The following is a 19,391-nucleotide window of genomic DNA, read 5'->3' as shown; positions in this document are numbered from 1 at the left end:
CTGAGCGCGTTAGGGTCCAATATGTGCCTGCCCCACAGCCCCAGCCGGTCCTGGCGCCGCTGACGCCGGCCGCCGTGTTCATGGTCGTCACGATCGACGAAGGCGGCGAGGCCACGGTCCACGACGCCCTGGCCGACATCTCAGGTCTGGTGCGCGCCATCGGCTTCCGCGATCCCACCAAACACCTGTCGGCGATCGTCTCGATCGGATCCGACGCCTGGGACCGGTTGTTCTCCGGTCCGCGTCCCGCCGAGCTGCATCCGTTCGTGCCGTTGGAGGGGCCGCGCCACCGCGCCCCGGCAACCCCCGGTGACCTGCTGTTCCACCTGCGGGCCGAGTCGATGGACGTGTGCTTCGAACTCGCCACCAAATTCGCCGACGCACTGGCCGGCGCCGTGACGATCGTCGACGAAGTGCACGGCTTCAAGTTCTTCGACAACCGCGACCTGATGGGTTTCGTCGACGGCACCGAGAACCCGAACGGTCCGGTGGCCACCAATGCCAGCCAGATCGGCGACGAGGACCCGGATTTCGCCGGCGGCTGCTACGTGCACGTGCAGAAGTATGTGCACGACATGGCTGCGTGGAATTCGTTGTCCACCGAGGAGCAGGAGCGGGTGATCGGCCGTACCAAGCTCGACGACATCGAGCTCGACGATGCGGTCAAGCCGGCGAATTCGCACGTGGCGCTCAACGTGATCGAGGACGACGAGGGCAACGAGCTGAAGATCATCCGGCACAACATGCCGTTCGGTGAGATCGGCAAGGGTGAATTCGGTACGTACTACATCGGTTACTCGCGCACGCCCACGGTCACCGAACGGATGCTGACCAACATGTTCATCGGGGACCCGCCCGGCAACACCGACCGCATCCTGGATTTCTCCACCGCCCTCACCGGCGGCCTGTTCTTCTCCCCCACGATCGATTTTCTCGATGATCCACCGCCACTGCCGTCGTCGGATGCGACGTCAGAGTCGGCAGCAGACGTTTCACCCGAGGGCCACCCCAACGGCTCACTGGGCATCGGCAGCCTGAAAGGAATCCCGCAATGAACAACCTGTACCGCGAGCTCGCTCCCATCACCGCGTCGGCCTGGGCTGAGATCGAGCTCGAAGCCAGCCGGACCTTCAAGCGCCACATCGCCGGACGCCGCGTGGTCGATGTCAGTGAGCCCGGCGGCCCGGTCACCGCGGCGATCAGCACGGGCCACCTGCTCGATGTCAGCCCGCCCGGCGACGGTGTCGTCGCCCACCTGCGCGACGCCAAACCACTGGTGCGCCTGCGCGTCCCATTCACGGTGCAGCGCAAGGACATCGACGATGTCGAGCGCGGATCGCAGGATTCCGATTGGGATCCGGTCAAGGATGCCGCCAAGAAGCTGGCGTTCGTCGAGGACCGAGCGATCTTCGAAGGTTATCCGGCCGCGTCGATCGAAGGCATCCGCAGCTCGAGCTCCAACCCGGCGCTGGCCCTGCCCGACGACGCCCGCGAGATTCCCGACGTGATCGCCCAGGCCCTGTCGGAGCTGCGACTGGCCGGTGTGGACGGTCCGTACTCGGTGCTGCTGTCGGCCGAGACCTACACGAAGGTCAGCGAGACCACGGTGGGCGGTTACCCGATCCGCGACCATCTGAGCCGGCTGGTCGACGGGCAGATCATCTGGGCCCCGGCCATCGACGGGGCGTTCGTGTTGTCCACCCGCGGTGGGGATTTCGACCTGCAGCTGGGCACCGACGTGTCGATCGGCTACCTGTCCCACGACGCCGAGAGCGTGCAGCTGTACCTGCAGGAGACCCTGACGTTCCTGGCCTACACCGCCGAAGCCTCCGTAGCGCTCACTGCCTGATCCCCTTGCCCCGCGAGCGTGCGTGTTTGTCCCCGACACGCCGCTCGCGGGGCAACACTTTGCGCACGCTCGTGGCGCGGTGAGGGTGCTATTTCGGGGGCACCAACGCAAACAGCCTGTCGTTGCTGCGTTGTACCAACGTGGTGTTTACTTTCCAGACCTCTTTGGCTTCGTCCGGGGTTGATCCCGCTATCGACCACAGCACGTCACAGGTCGTCAGATCGATCGCCTGTGCAGGGGTGCGCTTCCCGTGGGCGACAGCCACCTCACCGTCTGAGGCGATGTACTGAAATCCAAGGCTCTCGCCTTCGCAGGTCTCTCCGGGCTCACCGGTCTGCAGGTCGAATTGCCGCCAACTTCGATGCTCCTTGTCAGCGGCAACGAAGAATCGGGATCCGATGAGACGAGCATCCGGGGACGTCAGTGATGGTGGGAGCTCGAGGAGCTGTTGACCAGCGAGGGTGAGCACGATGTCCTTCGACGCTGACCTCACGAGCGGCAGATCGACGGAACGAGTTTCCAGAGTACCGCGCGAATCTGGCGCGCTGAGCTTCTTCCCAGTGTCGTCGAAGAATGCCACTCGTTCCGTACTGAAGTCACCCACCGGGTTGTACTCGTAGCCGAAGCCGCCGGGGTAGATGACGGCACGGCCAAATTGAACATTTTGCGGCATAGATGGTTTCACGATGCTGCCGTCCACCACGGAGAACACCACGTCGGTGATTTCGTCACGACCTTGGACTGCCAATGTCGATGGATGTGCATCCCGCTCCCAAGATGCGAATTGCGCTGGCAATATTCCATCACCGGGTACGAACCACGTCAGCTCGCCATGCGCACCCACTCCATATACGCCCTTCCCCGACATCACCGCGACCGCGTAGTCGCCGACCTGTTCCAGGCGAGGCTTATCCTGCGCCGCCACATGTAGCTCAGTAGGTCCGTCGTATTTCACGGTGCCCGACGACGAATCCACCACCCACGCCGTAGACGGGGCGTTTGGATCGGGCCCCTGCCGCACGCAGAGGACCACGGGTGGGCCATTCACATAGCATTTGAAATCCGTTGCCTCACCGGCAGGCCCAAGGCGCACGGGACCGAAGGTCCGCTGACCTGTCGTGACGTCGAGACCGAATAGCCACCACCCGTCCTCGGCGATACCCAGGAAGACTCCCCGATCATCGACGTACCCTACCGGCCGGACGACCGTGCTGGGCGGTAGGGCAAGCTCGCCAACCGTAGTCGTCCACCCTGGCACGGGTTGCCGACGCATCGATGAGGACAGCAGGATCTGTTGCGGCAACTCAGGCGCCAACGCGTCCTTGATCGGCTGTCCCTCGGTGGTGCCGCCGGAACAACTGGATACAACTGTCGCTACGCAGGCGAGAGCGGCCATCGACCACCAGCGAAAGCGCAGGCGCATACGGTTTTTCAAGGCCGCCCTACTGCCGGGATTCGGTTTACAACGGTTCGGTCTGCTGGCCGTGCACTGGCCAGGACCGGCTGACGGGACGGCGAGGTCAAGAGCCTGCGCGAAAGTTTTCCGATCGCAAACGATCGAATGCACGGTTGTCAGCGAGTTCATCTCGGTTGAGCGGATGCTGCCAATAGAAAAATACTAGTCGACGCAGCGCAACTCCTTCCGGCGTGAATGCCGCACCAGGAAGTTTGATCACTACATCGCCCTCAAGAACGAGAACAACGGTATTCGGATCATCCGCCGCAGTACTGCCGGGGACCGCGTCGGTTACATCAACCACTTGATCCCAAGAACCAACTCGCGGCGAGACGCCGCCGGCGTTCACAACGAATCCATCTGGAGTCAATTGCAGCCAATAGATGCCGCCAGATCGAAGTATTCTCCAGACAATCGGGGTACTCACGAGCACTAACATTCCGCTAAGATACGGAAGCAATACCCGGGTTTCACTCGGCACAGGTATATCAAGTCTGCCGAATGGAAAAAACGCGGTAAACAACACACTTGCCACAACCGCACCGAAGGTCCCGATTATCACGGGGAACTCGATACCCCGATCTGGGTGAATCATCGTACCCTCAGCACCCCATTCACCGCGCGGAAATACGCTGCCACGAATCACTTTCAACAGCGGCACAGAAAAGGCGAGGCAGGCCAGCGCAAAACCGGAGGAAACTATAGCCGTAAGGTATTCGCCGCGCATCACTGCAACCACTATCCAGACGGAAGCCAGGATTCCTGTGGCGCCGAACAAAAGTGCGCCGAGAATAGCCGGGAGACCTACCTTCATGAGGGGCACACGAGTTCGCCGATGGCACCTCCGATATAGCCCAATGTCCATGCACCGGCCAAGTCGCCCATGAATGCACCGACAGGGGCGAGCATCGGCAGCCCCATCGCCGAGACAGCCGCCGCCCCCATGGGCCCGCCAAAGTAACCACCCGCGATGCTTCCCGCACCGGACATTGCGGTCACACAAGCCTCATGCACATTTTCAACGGAATTCAGATCGTACAGCATTGTTGCGACACCAATTGCTGGGCCGCCGAATTTCGAACCTAACTTTAACGTTGTCGAGCGCATCAGCGCTCAATATTGGAATTCCTCTACCGGCCTGCTTTTCCAGGCCCGAAAAGGATGCGCCCGCGGCCGCAGGAATAGGATGGGTGAAAAAGGTATCCGGCAGAACGCCGGACTTAACTCCCGGCACCGTGACCCCACCGAGACAATTCCCGTCCGCATCTTTCGCAATTGAAAGTTGCGTCCCATCCCCCCAGGTGATATCCGTACGTGTGCTGCCATCCTTATTGTGATATGTGTAAGTATCAGAAATATGATTTCCATTTCGGCCAATGTGTTCAACCTTGACCGTACCCTCTGGAAACGATCGATATGCCACCGAGCCGCCGAATTCCGTGATCACCTGTTTACTGCCGTCTAACATCGTCAGCGTCGTAATCTTATTTCCTAAATTGTCTTCAGTTTCAGACTGTTCCCGCACCGTCGTCGCCATGTCGCCGGCCCGAGTGATGTCCTGCAGCGTCTTACCGTCGGGTGTCCTTGGGTCGGGCACCTCGTCGCCGGGCCGGGGAGGTAGCACTCTCGGACCAGGCATCTGAACGTCGTTGAAGGCGCCGCCTGACTCGCGACCCGTTCGAGCTAGTAGCAGTTTCTGAGCAGTCTCCTGATCCGCGTCACCGACAGCAGTCAATAATCGGTTGATTTCCATTTGAGCAGACTCCGCTTGCTTTTGCAGGCCAGCGGCCTTCTCAGCTGACATTCCAGCCGGGTCGATCAACACCACCCACTGGTCGGTGACGTTCAGTTCGCCTTTGTCAATCTCATCAGCCTCCCGCAGAAGGTCGGTTCGGGCTTTGCCTATCAACCCGCTACCCCTGGACAAGACTTCGGAGACAGCCTCTGTGTAGTTCTGGAAATGCGAGGCGCGCCGGGTAGCTTGGGCAAACATGCCGGTTGCTGCCTCGTGAGCGCCACCTGACCATGTCCGCGCCTCGGGTAATCGGTCGCAACCATCGTCGAGATTGCGCACCGCCTGATATACCGAGACGCCAGCCGAACTGATCGACTTTGAAGCGGCCTGCAGAGAATCTGGGTTCCAGGAGATCAACCGCGATCGCGACGGCAGCATGCCCTAGAACAATCCCTCGAAACCGCGTGAAAGATCGTTGTCGTCGACTTCGTACTTATCACCCGCTCCGCGGACCAAAGCTCCGATCGTGCCAACGTCCTGCGCAATATCAGCCAGCACTTGATCCAGATGACCTCCGACCTCGCGGGTCGTCCACTGCGTCATTGATCCCGGAAGCCCGTCAGCTGCTGCGCTAACTGTCAATCCCGCATCAGACTCTTGTATTGCTCCCGCCGCTGTATCGGCTTGCGTCGCAAACCCGCGCAGAAGATCAGGATTGACTAACACTTGTCCCCCTTAACATCTTTCATGCCCGACGGCGCCAGCCCAGCACATAAACCATGGGATTTGAATCTAACACCGGGCGGGTAGGGGTCAGCGCGCCAAAAGAAGCTAAACCGAGAGCACCGCGTCCAACGCGGAGTAGAACAACCCCAGCCCGTCGTCGGACGGTCCGGTCAACGCCTCGGTGGCGTGTTCGGGGTGCGGCATGAGGCCGACGACGCGGCGGTTGGCTGAGCACACGCCGGCAATTCCGCGCATCGAGCCGTTGAGGTTCTCGCGGTAGCGGAAGACGACGCGGTCCTCGGCTTCGAGCTCGTCGAGCACGGCCTCGGCGGCGACGTAGCGGCCCTCACCTGACTTCAGCGGGATCAGCAGATCCGCGCCGGCGTCGTACCGGGTGGTCCAGGCGGTGGTGTTGGAGGCCACTTCCAGCCAGACGTCACGGCAGATGAAGTGCAGCCCGGCGTTGCGGGTGAGCGCACCGGGCAGCAGCCCGGCCTCACACAGCACCTGGAAACCGTTGCAGATGCCCAGCACCGGCATGCCCTTGCCGGCGGCTTCGACCACGGAACCCATGACGGGCGCGAACTTCGCGATCGCCCCGCAGCGCAGGTAGTCACCGTAGGAGAAGCCACCGGGGACGACGACCGCGTCGACGCCTTTGAGGTCGGCGTCGGCGTGCCACAGGCTGACCGCCTCGGCCCCGGCCAGCCGCACTGCGCGGGCTGCGTCGACGTCGTCGAGCGTGCCGGGGAAGGTGATCACCCCGATTCGGGTGGTCACGCGTCCTCCCGGTGCACCGAGAAGTCCTCGATCACCGTGTTGGCCAGCAGAGATTCGGCGATCTCGGCCAGCGTTTCGTCGGCCACGGAGTCATCGACTTCGAGCTCGAAGCGCTTGCCCTGACGGACGTCCGAGATACCGCCATGTCCAAGCCGACCGAGTGCCCCGACGATTGCCTGCCCTTGCGGGTCGAGGATCTCTGCCTTGGGCATGACGTGCACAACCACCTTTGCCACGGCGCACACTCTACCGGCACGACCCGATGTAAGCCGTGCACAGTGGCTCCGTCAGCGCATCGAGGACCTGTTGATCCGTTCGCGCCGACCACGGGACCCGGGTCGGTGTGCTGGACCACATGGCCAATTCCACGACGGTGCTGTTGTCCGGATCGGCGACCAGATACTCGTGCAGCTCCCGCCCATCGCCGAAGTTGAGGACCGCGACCAGCTCGCCGGGTCGGTCGGTGGTGATCGACGTGGCAATGCCGGGGTTCCGGCACGCACGCAGCGCCGCTGTCGCAGCCTGCACCACGGCCAGGGCGGTCTGGCCGCCCTGCCAGGTCTCGCCGCGCCAGTGGATGAGCTGCTCGCGCAGCTGCCACTGCCCCTCGGGTTGGATGACCTCCGAGCGCGCGGCGACGGCATAGCCTCGGGGGTCGCCCGGCACCGGCGCGACGCCACACTCCTCCTCGAAGCGGAACCGCGGCGAGACGGAGGTCACCGCCAACCCGGCCAGGTCGGGCCAGCGGTATGCGCGGGCCAAGGGGATGTCCGAGGCAGCCGTCCATGCCGAGTCCGGGATGCGGTCACATACTGGCGGGCAGTCACCGGTGGGGTCCGACCAGGCCGAGGGCGGCGCTGCGGCCAGCCCGCAGAGCACGAGCGACATTGTCGCGATCACCCGCCAGAACCTCACCGAGCGTCACAATATAGGCATGCAGCTCACGCATTTCGGACATTCGTGCCTACTGGCCAGTATTTCGGACACCACGGTGCTGTTCGACCCGGGCACCTTCTCGCACGGCTTCGAAGGGGTCACCGGGTTGTCGGCCATTCTGATCACCCATCAGCATCCTGATCACGTCGACACCGCGCGGTTGCCGGCGCTGATCGACGCCAATCCCCAGGCAGCGCTGTATGCCGACCCGCAGACCGCCGCCCAGTTGGGTGAGCCTTGGCGGGCAGTGCATCCCGGCGACGAATTCCGGGTCGGCGCGCTCACGGTGCGCGGCTCCGGTGGACGGCACGCCGTGATCCATCCGGAAATCCCTGTGATCGACAATATTTCGTATCTGGTGGGTGATGACGAGCATGCGGCCCGGCTGATGCATCCGGGTGACGCACTGTTTGTTCCCGACGAACCGGTCGACGTGCTCGCGACCCCGGCCGCCGCTCCGTGGATGAAGATCTCGGAGGCAGTGGACTTCCTGCGCGCGGTCGCTCCGGCTCGGGCGGTGCCGATCCACCAGGGCATCATCGAGCCGAACGCGCGGGGCATCTACTACGGGCGGCTGGCGGAGATGACGAGCACCGAATTCCAGGTGCTCACCGAGGAAAACGGCACCGAGTTCTGATTCACAGCTCAGGCGATGTCGGCTGCCGCGCCCCGGCCGGCGGCCCGGCCGGAGAAGATGCAGCCACCCAGGAAAGTGCCTTCCAGCGACCGGTAGCCGTGCACCCCGCCGCCGCCGAATCCCGCTGCCTCCCCGGCGGCGTACAGCCCGGCGAAGGCGGCGCCATCGGCCTTGAGCACTCGGGAACTGAGGTCGGTTTCCAGCCCGCCCAAGGATTTTCGGGTCAGGATGTGCAGCTTGACCGCGATCATCGGTCCGGCTTTCGGGTCGGTCAGCCGATGGGGCGCGACGACGCGGGTGAACTTGTCACCCAGATAGTTTCGCGCGGCCCGGATCGCGGTGATCTGCCCGTCCTTGGTGAACTTGTTGGCCACCTCGCGGTCGCGGGCGGTGACCTCGGCGGCCACCGTGGCGTAGTCGAGTGCGACGACGTCGGGCACGCCGTTCATCGCCGTCACCAGTTCGCGCAGCGAGTGCGCGCTGACGAAGTCGACGCCGCGGTCGACGAAGGCCTGCACCGGGGCCGGGGCACCGGGTTTCACCCGGGCCAGCACCTCACGCACGCTCCGCGCGGTGAGGTCGGGGTTCTGTTCCTGGCCCGACAGCGCGAACTCTTTGGCGATGATGCGCGCGTCGAGGATGAACCAGGTGTAGTCCTGGCCGGTGCGGCAGATGTGCTCAAGCGTGCCAAGGGTGTCGAAACCGGGGTACAGCGGGCCGGGAAGACGTTTTCCGTTGGCGTCCAACCACAATGACGACGGTCCAGGCAGGATGCGAATCCCGTGGCTGGGCCAGATCGGATCGTAGTTGGTGATGCCCTCGGTGTAGTGCCACATCCGGTCGCTGTTGATGACGTGCGCACCGGCCTGCTCGGAGATGCCGATCATTCGGCCGTCGACGTGTGCGGGCACGCCGCTGAGCAGTTGCTCGGGCACACGACCCATGCGGGCCGGCCAGTTCTTGCGCACCAGGTCGTGGTTGCCGCCGATCCCACCACTGGCCACGATCACGGCAGCGGAGTGAAATTCGAAGTCTCCGATGACATTTCGTGATGACGGCGCCCCGCGGGGCGCATCGGAGGGCTCCAGTACCGAGCCCCGTACCCCGACGACGGCGCCCTCGGAGAGGATGAGTTCGTCGACGCGGTGGCGGTGGACGAACCGCACCCGAGCTTCACTGCGCAGTCGCCGGGCGAAGATGTCGACGAGTGCCGGCCCGGTCCCCCAGGTGATGTGAAACCGGGGCACCGAATTGCCGTGTCCCAGCGCCCCATAGCCACCGCGCTCGGCCCAGCCGACCAGCGGGAAGGTCTGCAGTCCGCGGGCGCGCAGCCAGCTGCGTTTCTCCCCGGCGGCGAAGTCGACGTAGGCGTGCGCCCACTCCCGCGGCCAGTGGTCCTCGGCGCGGTCGAATCCCGCGGTGCCCAGCCAGTCCTGCAGCGCCAGTTCCTGGCTGTCCCGGATGCCGAGCCTTCGTTGTTCCGGACTGTCGACGAAGAACAGCCCGCCGAACGACCAGAAGGCCTGCCCACCCAGATTGGCGGCGTTCTCCTGGTCGACGATCAGGACCCGATGGCCCCGGTCCGCCAACTCGCACGCAGCGACCAATCCTGCCAGACCTGCACCTACAACAATGACGTCGGCGTCTGCCATGAGAGGCAAGACTAGCCCTATCAGGCAGCCTCGGTCAGTACGGTGAAACCGCGCCACTGATAGACCGTGGGCACGCAGCGGTGCAGCAAAGCCAGGTCGATCGCATCGAGCATGGCTTGCCGCGGGCCAGGCCGCCGCAGGTGCCGCCCAGCGACTGCAACCCGCACGGTGCCCTGGCGTCGTGCAATGCGTTCGGCGGCGAGCACCACGGTGCGACACCACCACGGCTCGGACAGGAACCCTTCCCCGATACCCACTACCCGCGCCCGGGTTGTGCTGTGACGAACCAGGTCCGTGATGCCGTTGAGCTCGGCCAGCAGGCGAAAGCCGTTGCGCGGCAATGCCGTGGCGGTCCCCGGCGATACGGTCCAGCCCGGTGCGGCAAACAACCGGGTGCGCAGCCCCAGGTGTTCGAGCACCCGGTCGGCGCCCATCAGGCGCAGATTGGCCTCATGCGCCGGCAACGTGGCGAACTCGCCGCGACGCTTCTTCGTCGCGGCCTCGTCATAGCCGTGCAGCACCACCGCGTCACCGCCGCTGCGGCGGTCGGCCAGCCATTGGACCGTGGCGGCGTCACGATCCAACCGGTACCCACCCTTGAGCCGCGGGGCCACCAGGAACGACACCGGTACCGCACGGGCGTCGAGCTCGTCGCAGAACGACGCGACATCACCCAGCGTGGACTCGCTGATCTGCGATATCGAGACGATGAGTTGTCCGGTCACACGTCCACTGTGGCAACGTCACATGTCGGGACGGTGTCGAACACCCGGATGCGGAGTGTCGATTCGGCGACACCGCGCTAAGCGGGCAGCACCGCCTCGATGGCCGCGATCACCTCGGGCGCATCGGGCTCGGTGCGGGGACGGAACCGATTGACCACGGTGCCACCGGGGGCGAGCAGGAACTTCTCGAAGTTCCACTGGATGTCGCCGGCCTCACCGCCGGCGTCGGTGGCTTTGGTCAGCTCGGCGTAGAGCGGGTGCCGGTCATCGCCGTTGACGTCGGTCTTGGCCAGTAGCGGGAACGTCACGCCGTAGGTGGTCGAGCAGAACGTCTGGATGTCCTCGGCGCTGCCCGGCTCCTGCCCCATGAACTGGTTGCACGGGACGCCGATGACGGTCAGCCCGCGCGCGGAATAGTCCTGCGCAAGCTTTTCCAGGGCGCTGTACTGCGGTGTCAATCCGCACTTGGACGCCACGTTGACCACCAGTGCTGCGCCGCTTGCCAACTCGGCCAACGTCGTCGGCTTGCCATCGAGCGTGGTCAGCGGGATTTCGTTGAGGCTCATGGGCTCGACGCTACCGGACCTGTTCGTCGAACAGGATCTCGGCCAGACGCTGCGTCTTGGCGATCGGATCTCCTGCCGTGTCGATCGCACCGTTGAGCCAGAGCGTCGAAAAGCCGTGCACCAGTGACCAAGCGGCGAGAGCGGCGCCGTCCGGGTCGGCAGCGGCCTTGGGATCCGACAGGGTGCCGACGCCCCGGTTGAGCTCGGCACCGGCGGCTGCTTCGGCCGCGACCAGGCCGGCGTCGGTGTCGTCGTACAGCGACTTGTCGAACATCACCGCATAGTGGCCGGGGTGATCGAGGGCGAAGCGCACATAAGCCTTGGCGGCATCGATGAACTGCGGTCTGGCGCCGGTCAGCGCCGCGGCCAGCAGCTCAAATCCTTCGGTGGCCAGGGCGGTGAACAACCCGCGCCGGTCGGTGAAGTGGTGTGCGGGCGCGGCGTGCGAGACGCCGGCTGCGCGGGCGAGTTCGCGCAGCGAGATGCCGTCAGCGCCACGTTCGGCCACCAGGGTGGCGGCCTGCGTCAGGATCACGGCTCGTAGATCGCCGTGGTGATAACCCATGCCGGCCATCCTAACCAAGGGATCTTGACAGTGGCTAGATAAAGCGTAGCGTTCCTATCTAGTCACCGACAAGATTTGGGAGTTTCGATGGCCGTCTTTCTGACGCTGGTCCTGGGCAGTGCGGTCGCCCGCGGGATCGGCCTGCTGGGCGTGGATTACCTCGACAGTTGGCCCAAGGCCATCGCGGTCGGGCTGGCCGCGATGTTCGTCATGACCGGCGTCGCGCACTTCGTCGATCCGCTGCGGCGCGACATGATCGCCATCGTGCCGCCCGCTCTGCCCGCACCGGCCGCCCTGGTGACAGTCACCGGTGTGCTGGAACTGGCCGGGGCCGCGGGCCTGCTCTATCCGCCCACCCGGGTGGCGGCCGCGGTCTGCCTGCTGGTGCTCATGCTGGCCATGTTCCCCGCCAACGTGTATGCGGCCCGGATGCCCAGCCCGCCGAAATCGATGACCTCGAAGCTAAGTGTCCGGACCGCCGAAGAGGCTGTGTACCTGGCCGCTGCCGTAATTGTCGCGGTCGGCGGCAGCTAGCAGCCAGGCGTACTGAAACGCGGCTTCCTTCCACCGCTCATACCGCCCGGAGAGGCCGCCGTGACCGGCCACCATCTCCGTCTTGAGCAACACCGGATGGCCGTCGGTCTTCGTATGCCGCAGAGCCGCAACCCATTTGGCGGGCTCAACGTAATACACCCGGGTGTCGTTGAGCGAGGTCATGGCCAGGATCGGCGGATATGCCTGCGCCGCCACGTTCTCATACGGCGTGTAGGACTTCATGTAGCGGTACACCTCGGGGTCCTCCAACGGGTTACCCCACTCATCCCATTCGGTCACCGTCAACGGCATGGACGGATCCAGAATGGTCGTCAGCGCATCGACGAACGGCACCTGCGCCAGGATCCCGGCGAACAACTGCGGCGCCATGTTGGCCACCGCGCCCATCAACAACCCGCCCGCGCTACCGCCGAGGGCCACGAGGTTCTGCGGACGGGTCAGCCCGGTGTCGACGAGGTGTCCTGCCACGGCGATGAAGTCGGTGAAGGTGTTGGTCTTCTCCAACAGCTTGCCGTGCTCGTACCAGGGCCGGCCCAGCTCGCCGCCGCCACGCACGTGCGCGATCGCGAACACCATGCCCCGGTCCAGCAGCGACAACCGGGCGATCGAGAACCGCGGGTCTTCACACGACTCGTAGGCGCCGTAACCGTAGAGCAACGCCGGCGCCGGGAACTGCAACCCGGCCCGGTGGATGATCGAGATCGGGATCTTCGCCCCATCGGGTGCCGTCGCCCAATCCCGGCGCTCCACATAGTCTTCCGGCCGGTAGCCGCCCAGCACCGGCTGTTCGCGCAACAGGGTGCGCTCCCCGGTCGCCAGATCCAGGTCGTAGATCCGCGCCGGGGTGACGAACGAGGTGGCACCGATCCGCAGCTTCGGCGTGGACCAGTTCGGGTTGCCGCCCATGCCGGCCGCCGTCAGCTCCGAGTCGAAGGTCAGCTCCTCGCGGGGGCCATAACCGTCCGCGGTGAGCCGCCACAGTGCCATCTTCGGCAATGCGTCACTGCGGTAACTGATCACCAGGAATCCGTCGAACGCGTCGACACCGTCCAACCGGACGTCCGCCCGGTGTTCGATCAGGGTGCGGAAGTCAGTGGGATCGCTGACCGGGGCGTCCACCAGCATGAAGTTCTCGGCGCCGTCGTTGTGCAGGATCAGGAACCGGTCCTCACCCCCGACCACCGCGTGTTCGACCGAATACTCCACCAGGTCGCGGCGCTCCCACACGGTGGTGAGTTCGGCCGTCGGATCGTTTGCGTCGACGTAGTGCACCTCGGCGGTGACCGCGCTGCCCGACGCGATGAAAAGGTATTTGTCGCTTCGGCTGCGACCGATGGCCACCCAGAACCGTTCGTCGGGTTCGTGATACACCTTCTCGGCGGGCAGGCCGGACCCCAGCCGGTGCCGCCACACGGTGTCGGGCCGCCAGGCCGCGTCCACGGTGGTGTAGTACAGGGTGCGGCCGTCGGCAGCCCAGGTGCCACCGGGGCCGATCCCCACGATCGTGTCCTCGTAGAGCTCCCCGGTGCGTAGATCCTTGAACTTCAACGTATATCGCTCGTCGCCCAGGACGTCGACGGAGAACGCCAGCACGTTGCCGTCCACACTCACCGTGGCCGCACCGAGAGAGAAGTACTCGTGACCGTCGGCTTCGACGTTCTCGTCGAGCAAGATCTGCTCACCCGGGATCTCGGTGTGCTCATCGAGCGCCGGCGGAGTCCAATCATCGGGATCGCCTATCGGACAGCGGCAATGCACGGCGTACTGCTTGCCCTCGAAGCTGCGCGCGTAGTACCACCAGCCGTTGCGTCGCATCGGCACCGACAGGTCGGTTTCCTTGGTTCGGGCCTTGATCTCATCGAAGATCTTCTGCTGCAACGGCTCCAAATGTGCAGTCGCATGCTCGGTGTAGGCGTTCTCGGCTTCCAGGTGCGTGATCACCTCGGGGTTGTCCTTGTCGCGCAACCACTCATACGGGTCGATGAACACGTCGCCGTGGTGCTCGCGGCGGTGGTTGCCGCGCTTGGCCACCGGCGGCTGGGCGGGCCCGGTCATGCACCGATCCAATCGTCGAACCGCAGACCTGAAATCCGTTCGTACGCCTCGATGTAGCGGTCACGGGTGGCGGCCACGATCTCATCGGGTAACCGCGGCGGCGGGGCGTCGCCGCGCCGGTCCCAACCCGAGTCCGGTCCGGTCAGCCAATTGCGGACGAACTGCTTGTCGAAGCTGTCCTGCACCACCCCCTGCTGGTAGGTGTCGGCGCGCCAGTACCGAGACGAATCCGGGGTGAACACCTCGTCGGCCAGCACCACAGTGCCGTCCGCGTCGACACCGAACTCGAACTTGGTGTCGGCGATGATGATGCCCTTGGTCAACGCGTGGTCGGCACCTTGCAGGTAGATCTGCAGCGTGCGCTCCTTGAGCTGGTTGGCCAACTCCGGCCCGACCAGGTCGATCACCTTGTCGAACGCGATGTTCTCGTCGTGCTCGCCGATATCGGCCTTGGTGGCCGGGGTGAACAGCGGCTCGTCGAACTTGCTGGCCTCGCCGAGGCCGGGTGGCAGCGCGATACCGCACACCGATCCCGAGGCCTGGTAGTCGAGCAGTCCGGACCCGGTCAGATAGCCCCGGGCCACGCACTCCACCGGAAGCATCTTCAACTTCCGCACCACCAGTGCACGACCGAGCACCTCGGCGGGGATCCGCTTGTCGTCGGGTGGCCCGGCCAGGTGATTGGGCGCGCTGACCAGGTCGAAGAAGAACACGCTCATCGCGGTGAGGATCCGGCCCTTGTCCGGGATCGGCGAGTCCAGGACGTGGTCGTACGCCGATATGCGGTCGGTGGCCACGAACAGCAGGTGGTCGTCGTCGATGCGGTACAACTCGCGGACCTTGCCGCTGGCCAGGTGCTGATAGTCGGACAGAGCGGGGCGCATTGGGTCAGCCTATGTGTTGGGATCGGTCCCATGAGATCGCGGTACCTGCCCTATGCCAGCCGACCGGGCCGCTTGCTGGCCCAGTTGTTCAGCGACGTGGCCGTGCTCACCTGGACCTTGGTGTGGATCCTGGTGGGGACGGCGGTGCATTCTGCGGTGTCCACCATCGCCGAAGTCGGCAGGCAGGTCGAGAGCGGGGCCAACGGGGTCGCCGACAATCTGGGCTCGGCCGGTGACAGCACCGACCACGTGCCCTTGGTGGGCGACACGCTGAGCAAACCGCTGCGGGCGGCCAGTGACGCCGCCCTCGACATCGCCGGGGCGGGGGCCAACCTGGACAGCACGGCAAGCTGGCTGGCCTGGGTACTGGCTTTGGCGGTGGCGGCCGCTCCCATTCTTTTTGTCGCCATGCCCTGGCTGTATCTGCGGGTGCGCTTCTTTCGGCGCAAGTGGACTGCGATCACCCTGGCCTCGACCGCGGCCGGCGAGCAACTGCTGGCCCTGCGGGCGCTGGCCAACCGGCCGCTGGCCAAGCTGACCGCGGTGTCGGACGACCCCGTCGGTGCGTGGCGCAGTCAAGATCAGCGGGCCATTCGCGGCCTGGCCGCCCTCGAGCTGCGTTCGGCCGGCATGCGCCTGCGCCGCATCGACTAACACCCGGCGATTTGTGCACCTGCAGCGGCGCCACCCGCCGGTTGCGGTGCACAAATCGAAAGATGGGAACCGTTTGAGCGGCGTACTGCGTCCAATCGGATGTGCTTGAAGACTTTCTGCGTGATCACGACGGCGTGATCACCCTGGCTCAGGCCAAGCAGGCTGGACTAAGCCAGGACGCAGTGAATCGGCTGATTCGATCCGGACGGTGGTTGCGCTGCTCACGCGGCGTCTACTTCGCCGACGATCGGCCGTTCACCGATGCCGCACGAACCCGCGCGGCGGTGTGGTCGCTCGGCACAAACGCCACAGCCAGCGGGCTCGCCGCAGCGTGGTGGCACGGGGTCACGAAATATGCGCCTGAAACCATCGAGGTCACCGTTCCCAAGGTCAGCAACTTTCGGCGCAGGCACGCCGTCCGGATTCGGCGGCGCGACCTCGACCCGCACGACATTGTGGAGCGCCGCGGGCTGCGGGTGACGGCATTGCCGCTGACCGTCGTGGAAGCCGCAGCCCGCCGCGGCGGCGGCGCCAAGCTCATGGACACCGCGCTGCAGCGCCACACCGACCTGCGTGACCTCTGGCGGGCGCACCTGCGCAACAAGGGCAGGCACGGATCACCGGCTGCCCGCCGCCTGCTCCTCGCAGCCGCCGACGGGGCCCGCTCGGCAGCCGAACGGATACTGATCAAGCTGCTCAGAGAAGCCCGGATCACCGGTTGGAAGGCCAACTACCGCCTGGGCCGGTACGTGATCGAAGTGGCCTTCCCGGCGCGCAAGCTCGCGATCGAAACCGATGGCTGGGCGTTCCATCACGACCAGGAGGATTTTCAGAAGGACCGGGTCAAGCAGAACGAGATCGCGCTGATGGGGTGGCAGGTGTTGCGGTTCACCTGGCTGGATCTCGCCGAGTACCCGCAGCGGGTGGTCGCCGAGATCAGATCGGCGCCGGCTCGGTAACTCAGGCGCTGAGCTCCACCACCAGATGTCGGATGCCGGTATGACGGTTGCTGCGGGTCCATTCGACGGGCTTGACCAGACGGGCCGACGAGAACCGGGTGAGAAGCTCCTCGAACAACACCCGCAACTCCAGTCGGGCCAGATTGGCGCCCAGGCAGTAGTGGATTCCGTAGCCGAAACCCAAGTGCGGATTGGGTTTACGGGTGATGTCGAAAACGTCCGGTTGCGAGAACACCAGCGAATCCCGGTTCGCCGACCCTTCCCACACCTGCACCTTCTGGCCTGGTTCGATCGAGCAGCCGCCGAGGGTCACCGCGCGGGTTGCGGTGCGGCGCTTGGACGGTGACGGGGACGTCCACCGCACGATCTCCTCGATCGCGGTCGGCAATTCCCCAAGATCCGTACGCAACAGCGCCATCTGATCGGGATGTTCGATCAGAGCCAACAATCCACCGGCCACCGAATTGCGGGTGGTCTCGGCGCCCGCGCTGAACAGCAGACTGAAGAACAGATACAGCTCGAGATCGCTCAACGTCGTATCCGTCGCGTTGGCCACGACCGAGAGCATGTCGTCGGTGGGTTCGGTCCGCTTCGCCGCGATCAGCTCGGCGCCGTAGGTATACATCCGCGAGCCGGCCTCTTCCGGCGACATCTGCGCCATGGTGGCCGAGCGGGAGCCGCCGAAGTCGAATTGCGGCTCGATCGCCTGGAACAGCCAATGCCGTTCGGATTCGGGCACTCCCAGCAGAATGCAGATCATCTGCATGGGCAGTTCGGCGGCCACGTCGACCAGAAAGTCCAGCGGCTCACCCACCACCACCGCATCGAGCAGGCGGCGCGTGCGCGCCCGCAGGTCGTCTTCGACCCGCCGGATCATCCGCGGTGTCAGCCCCGAGCTGACCAGCCGCCGGATCTCGGCATGTCGTGGATCGTCCATCATGTTGAGCACCTGCCCGGCGATGGACAGGTCCTGCAGCAGCGTGCCGCCGTACGGCCGGTCGCCGCCGGTCACCGAGGAGAACGTCTCGGCGTCGCGCAACACCGCGAGCGTTTCGGCGTGGGTGGCCACCGACCAGAAGCCTTCGCCGTCGGGAGTGTGTTCGGTTGGCGCATGCCAGTACACCGGGGCCTCGCGGCGGTGCACGGCGAACAGCTCATGGGGAAACCCATGCGCGAAATTGTCCAGATCGGTGAGATCCGGCGACGTCACAAGATGGCGCCCGAGGTGTACTTCGCGGCTTCGGGATACCGGCTGACCAGCTCGTCGACAGCCGCGACCACCCCGTCGACCTGGGCGCCGGCGGCCCCGGTGAACGCCTGCTTGTCGGCCAGGGCGGCCTCGAGAGCGGCCCGGTCCAGCGGCAGCCGCGGATCGGCGGCCAACCGGTCCAGCAGGTCGGGCTCCAGCCCGCGTTCGCGCATGTCCAGGGCGACGGCGACGGCGTGCTCCTTGATCACCTCGTGCGCAGTCTCGCGACCCACGCCGGCCCGCACCGCGGCGATCAGGATGCGGGTGGTGGCCAGGAACGGCAGGTAGCGGTCCAGCTCGCGCTGGATCACCGCCGGGTAGGCGCCGAACTCGTCGAGCACGGTCAGGAACGTCTCGGTCTGCCCGTCGATGGCGAAGAAGCCGTCCGGCAGGGCGACGCGGCGCACCACCGAGCAGAACACGTCACCCTCGTTCCACTGCGCGCCGGCCAGTTCGGCGGCCATCGAGGCATAGCCGCGCAGCACCACCTGCAGGCCGTTGACGCGCTCGCAGGAGCGGGTGTTCATCTTGTGCGGCATCGCCGAGGAGCCGACCTGCCCGGGTGCGAAGCCCTCGGTCACCAGCTCGTGGCCGGCCATCAGCCGGATGGTGTGGGCCAGCGATGACGGCCCGGCCCCGACCTGCACCAGCGCCGAGAGCACGTCGTGGTCCAGTGAGCGCGGGTACACCTGCCCCACACTGGTGAAAACCTCGGTGAATCCCAGGAATTGGGCAACGCGACGTTCCAGCTCGGCGAGCTTGGCGGTGTCGCCGTCGAAAAGGTCGAGCATGTCCTGGGCGGTTCCCATGGGGCCTTTGACGCCGCGCAGCGGGTAGCGGTCGATCAGCTCACGCAGACGGGTCAACGCCACCAACGTCTCTTCGGCGGCCGAGGCGAACCGCTTGCCGAGTGTGGTGGCCTGGGCGGCCACGTTGTGCGAGCGGCCGGCCATCACCAGGTCCCGGTAGACGACAGACCGCTCGGCCAGCCGGGCCACCACCGCCACGCCGTGGGAGAACACCAGCTCCAGCGAGCGGCGGATCTGCAGCTGCTCGACGTTCTCGGTGAGGTCGCGGCTGGTCATGCCCTTGTGCACATGCTCGTGGCCGGCCAGTGCGTTGAACTCTTCGATGCGGGCCTTGACGTCGTGGCGGGTCACCCGTTCCCGGGCGGCGATCGAGGCGAGGTCGACGTTCTCCACGACCCGCTCGTAGTCCTCGACCACCCCGTCGGGCACCGGGACACCCAGCTCGGCCTGCGCGCGCAGCACGGCCAGCCAGAGGCGGCGTTCGGCGATGATCTTGGCCTCGGGCGACCAGATCGCGACCATTTCGTCGCTGGCGTAGCGGTTGGCCAGAACATTCGGGATCGTCACGAACACACAGCTTACGACCCGAGCCGGGGTAC

21 protein-coding genes are annotated in these 19,391 nt (G+C 65.3%); 6 read left to right on the top strand and 15 right to left on the bottom strand.

Annotated elements, in window-relative coordinates:
• The first annotated feature begins 23 nt into the window (after positions 1 to 23).
• Together FR943_RS05045 and FR943_RS05040 are read left to right on the top strand one after the other, a co-directional pair.
• Complete coding sequence (locus tag FR943_RS05045) at positions 24 to 1,055, top strand: Dyp-type peroxidase (RefSeq protein ID WP_217155254.1); 1,032 nt, start codon at positions 24 to 26, stop codon at positions 1,053 to 1,055.
• Positions 1,052 to 1,849: a family 1 encapsulin nanocompartment shell protein gene (locus FR943_RS05040; RefSeq protein WP_217155253.1), complete on the top strand. Its 798-nt coding sequence runs from the start codon at positions 1,052 to 1,054 to the stop codon at positions 1,847 to 1,849. The genes FR943_RS05045 and FR943_RS05040 overlap by 4 nt, the downstream gene beginning before the upstream one ends.
• Positions 1,850 to 1,937: 88 nt before the next feature.
• Here the strand turns inward: FR943_RS05040 and FR943_RS05035 are convergent, their stop codons facing one another.
• The 7 genes from FR943_RS05035 to FR943_RS05005 all read right to left on the bottom strand — a co-directional run bounded on the left by FR943_RS05035 (position 1,938) and on the right by FR943_RS05005 (position 7,446).
• Positions 1,938 to 3,245 (bottom strand): 9-bladed beta-propeller domain-containing protein, encoded by a 1,308-nt coding sequence (locus FR943_RS05035; protein WP_246584849.1) that lies wholly within the window; start codon positions 3,243 to 3,245, stop codon positions 1,938 to 1,940.
• Between the two features lie 124 nt (positions 3,246 to 3,369).
• Entirely contained in the window at positions 3,370 to 4,119 is a 750-nt protein-coding gene (locus FR943_RS05030; RefSeq protein ID WP_217155252.1) for a hypothetical protein, read from the bottom strand.
• The gene (locus tag FR943_RS05025) at positions 4,116 to 4,349 is read right to left on the bottom strand and encodes a hypothetical protein (protein WP_217155251.1); all 234 of its coding nucleotides are present in this window, start codon (positions 4,347 to 4,349) and stop codon (positions 4,116 to 4,118) included. Before FR943_RS05025 ends, FR943_RS05030 begins: the two co-directional genes overlap by 4 nt.
• The gene (locus tag FR943_RS05020) at positions 4,324 to 5,478 is read right to left on the bottom strand and encodes a WXG100 family type VII secretion target (protein WP_217155250.1); all 1,155 of its coding nucleotides are present in this window, start codon (positions 5,476 to 5,478) and stop codon (positions 4,324 to 4,326) included. The genes FR943_RS05025 and FR943_RS05020 overlap by 26 nt, the downstream gene beginning before the upstream one ends.
• A gap of 393 nt (positions 5,479 to 5,871) precedes the next feature.
• Complete coding sequence (gene purQ, locus FR943_RS05015) at positions 5,872 to 6,546, bottom strand: phosphoribosylformylglycinamidine synthase subunit PurQ (RefSeq protein WP_217155249.1); 675 nt, start codon at positions 6,544 to 6,546, stop codon at positions 5,872 to 5,874.
• Positions 6,543 to 6,782 (bottom strand): phosphoribosylformylglycinamidine synthase subunit PurS, encoded by a 240-nt coding sequence (gene purS, locus FR943_RS05010; protein WP_217155248.1) that lies wholly within the window; start codon positions 6,780 to 6,782, stop codon positions 6,543 to 6,545. Before purS ends, purQ begins: the two co-directional genes overlap by 4 nt.
• A 10-nt stretch (positions 6,783 to 6,792) precedes the next feature.
• Positions 6,793 to 7,446 carry an ATPase gene (locus FR943_RS05005; protein WP_217155247.1) on the bottom strand — a complete coding sequence of 218 codons (654 nt, stop codon included), beginning with the start codon at positions 7,444 to 7,446 and terminating at the stop codon, positions 6,793 to 6,795.
• A 34-nt stretch (positions 7,447 to 7,480) separates the two neighbouring features.
• Between FR943_RS05005 and FR943_RS05000 the strand changes: the two genes are divergently transcribed.
• A complete protein-coding gene (locus FR943_RS05000; RefSeq protein WP_217155246.1) occupies positions 7,481 to 8,119 on the top strand; it encodes an MBL fold metallo-hydrolase in 639 nt (212 codons plus the stop codon).
• An 8-nt stretch (positions 8,120 to 8,127) separates the two neighbouring features.
• Here the strand turns inward: FR943_RS05000 and FR943_RS04995 are convergent, their stop codons facing one another.
• The 4 genes from FR943_RS04995 to FR943_RS04980 form a co-directional block, all read right to left on the bottom strand.
• Positions 8,128 to 9,771, bottom strand: coding sequence for an FAD-binding dehydrogenase (locus FR943_RS04995; RefSeq protein WP_217155245.1), 1,644 nt, complete (start codon positions 9,769 to 9,771; stop codon positions 8,128 to 8,130).
• Positions 9,772 to 9,791: 20 nt separating this feature from the next.
• A complete protein-coding gene (locus FR943_RS04990) occupies positions 9,792 to 10,496 on the bottom strand; it encodes a DUF2334 domain-containing protein (RefSeq protein ID WP_217155244.1) in 705 nt (234 codons plus the stop codon).
• A 77-nt stretch (positions 10,497 to 10,573) separates the two neighbouring features.
• Complete coding sequence (locus tag FR943_RS04985; RefSeq protein WP_217155243.1) at positions 10,574 to 11,062, bottom strand: glutathione peroxidase; 489 nt, start codon at positions 11,060 to 11,062, stop codon at positions 10,574 to 10,576.
• A gap of 10 nt (positions 11,063 to 11,072) precedes the next feature.
• The gene (locus tag FR943_RS04980) at positions 11,073 to 11,627 is read right to left on the bottom strand and encodes a TetR/AcrR family transcriptional regulator (protein ID WP_217155242.1); all 555 of its coding nucleotides are present in this window, start codon (positions 11,625 to 11,627) and stop codon (positions 11,073 to 11,075) included.
• Between the two features lie 87 nt (positions 11,628 to 11,714).
• Here FR943_RS04980 and FR943_RS04975 point away from each other — a divergent pair, with 87 nt between their 5' ends.
• Complete coding sequence (locus tag FR943_RS04975) at positions 11,715 to 12,161, top strand: DoxX family protein (RefSeq protein WP_217155241.1); 447 nt, start codon at positions 11,715 to 11,717, stop codon at positions 12,159 to 12,161.
• Here FR943_RS04975 and FR943_RS04970 read toward each other — a convergent pair.
• Both FR943_RS04970 and FR943_RS04965 read right to left on the bottom strand, forming a co-directional pair.
• Positions 12,090 to 14,237 carry a S9 family peptidase gene (locus FR943_RS04970; protein ID WP_217155240.1) on the bottom strand — a complete coding sequence of 716 codons (2,148 nt, stop codon included), beginning with the start codon at positions 14,235 to 14,237 and terminating at the stop codon, positions 12,090 to 12,092. The genes FR943_RS04975 and FR943_RS04970 overlap by 72 nt on opposite strands.
• Positions 14,234 to 15,121: a phosphoribosylaminoimidazolesuccinocarboxamide synthase gene (locus tag FR943_RS04965; RefSeq protein ID WP_217155239.1), complete on the bottom strand. Its 888-nt coding sequence runs from the start codon at positions 15,119 to 15,121 to the stop codon at positions 14,234 to 14,236. The genes FR943_RS04970 and FR943_RS04965 overlap by 4 nt, the downstream gene beginning before the upstream one ends.
• A gap of 30 nt (positions 15,122 to 15,151) precedes the next feature.
• Between FR943_RS04965 and FR943_RS04960 the strand changes: the two genes are divergently transcribed.
• Entirely contained in the window at positions 15,152 to 15,775 is a 624-nt protein-coding gene (locus FR943_RS04960; RefSeq protein WP_217155238.1) for a hypothetical protein, read from the top strand.
• Positions 15,776 to 15,876: 101 nt separating this feature from the next.
• Positions 15,877 to 16,734, top strand: a complete 858-nt coding sequence (locus FR943_RS04955; RefSeq protein ID WP_217155237.1) for a type IV toxin-antitoxin system AbiEi family antitoxin domain-containing protein — start codon at positions 15,877 to 15,879, stop codon at positions 16,732 to 16,734.
• 1 nt (position 16,735) lies between these two features.
• Here FR943_RS04955 and FR943_RS04950 read toward each other — a convergent pair whose 3' ends face one another.
• Together FR943_RS04950 and purB are read right to left on the bottom strand one after the other, a co-directional pair.
• Positions 16,736 to 17,944: a cytochrome P450 gene (locus FR943_RS04950; RefSeq protein WP_217155236.1), complete on the bottom strand. Its 1,209-nt coding sequence runs from the start codon at positions 17,942 to 17,944 to the stop codon at positions 16,736 to 16,738.
• A complete protein-coding gene (gene purB / locus FR943_RS04945) occupies positions 17,941 to 19,359 on the bottom strand; it encodes an adenylosuccinate lyase (RefSeq protein ID WP_217155235.1) in 1,419 nt (472 codons plus the stop codon). The genes FR943_RS04950 and purB overlap by 4 nt, the downstream gene beginning before the upstream one ends.
• Positions 19,360 to 19,391 lie beyond the last annotated feature (32 nt).

It is taken from the genome of [Mycobacterium] fortunisiensis (genome assembly GCF_019050325.1).
Lineage (GTDB): Bacteria > Actinomycetota > Actinomycetes > Mycobacteriales > Mycobacteriaceae > Mycobacterium > Mycobacterium fortunisiensis.
The sequence above is the reverse complement of the archived record's forward strand: the minus strand, read 5'-3'. Positions and strand labels throughout refer to the sequence as shown.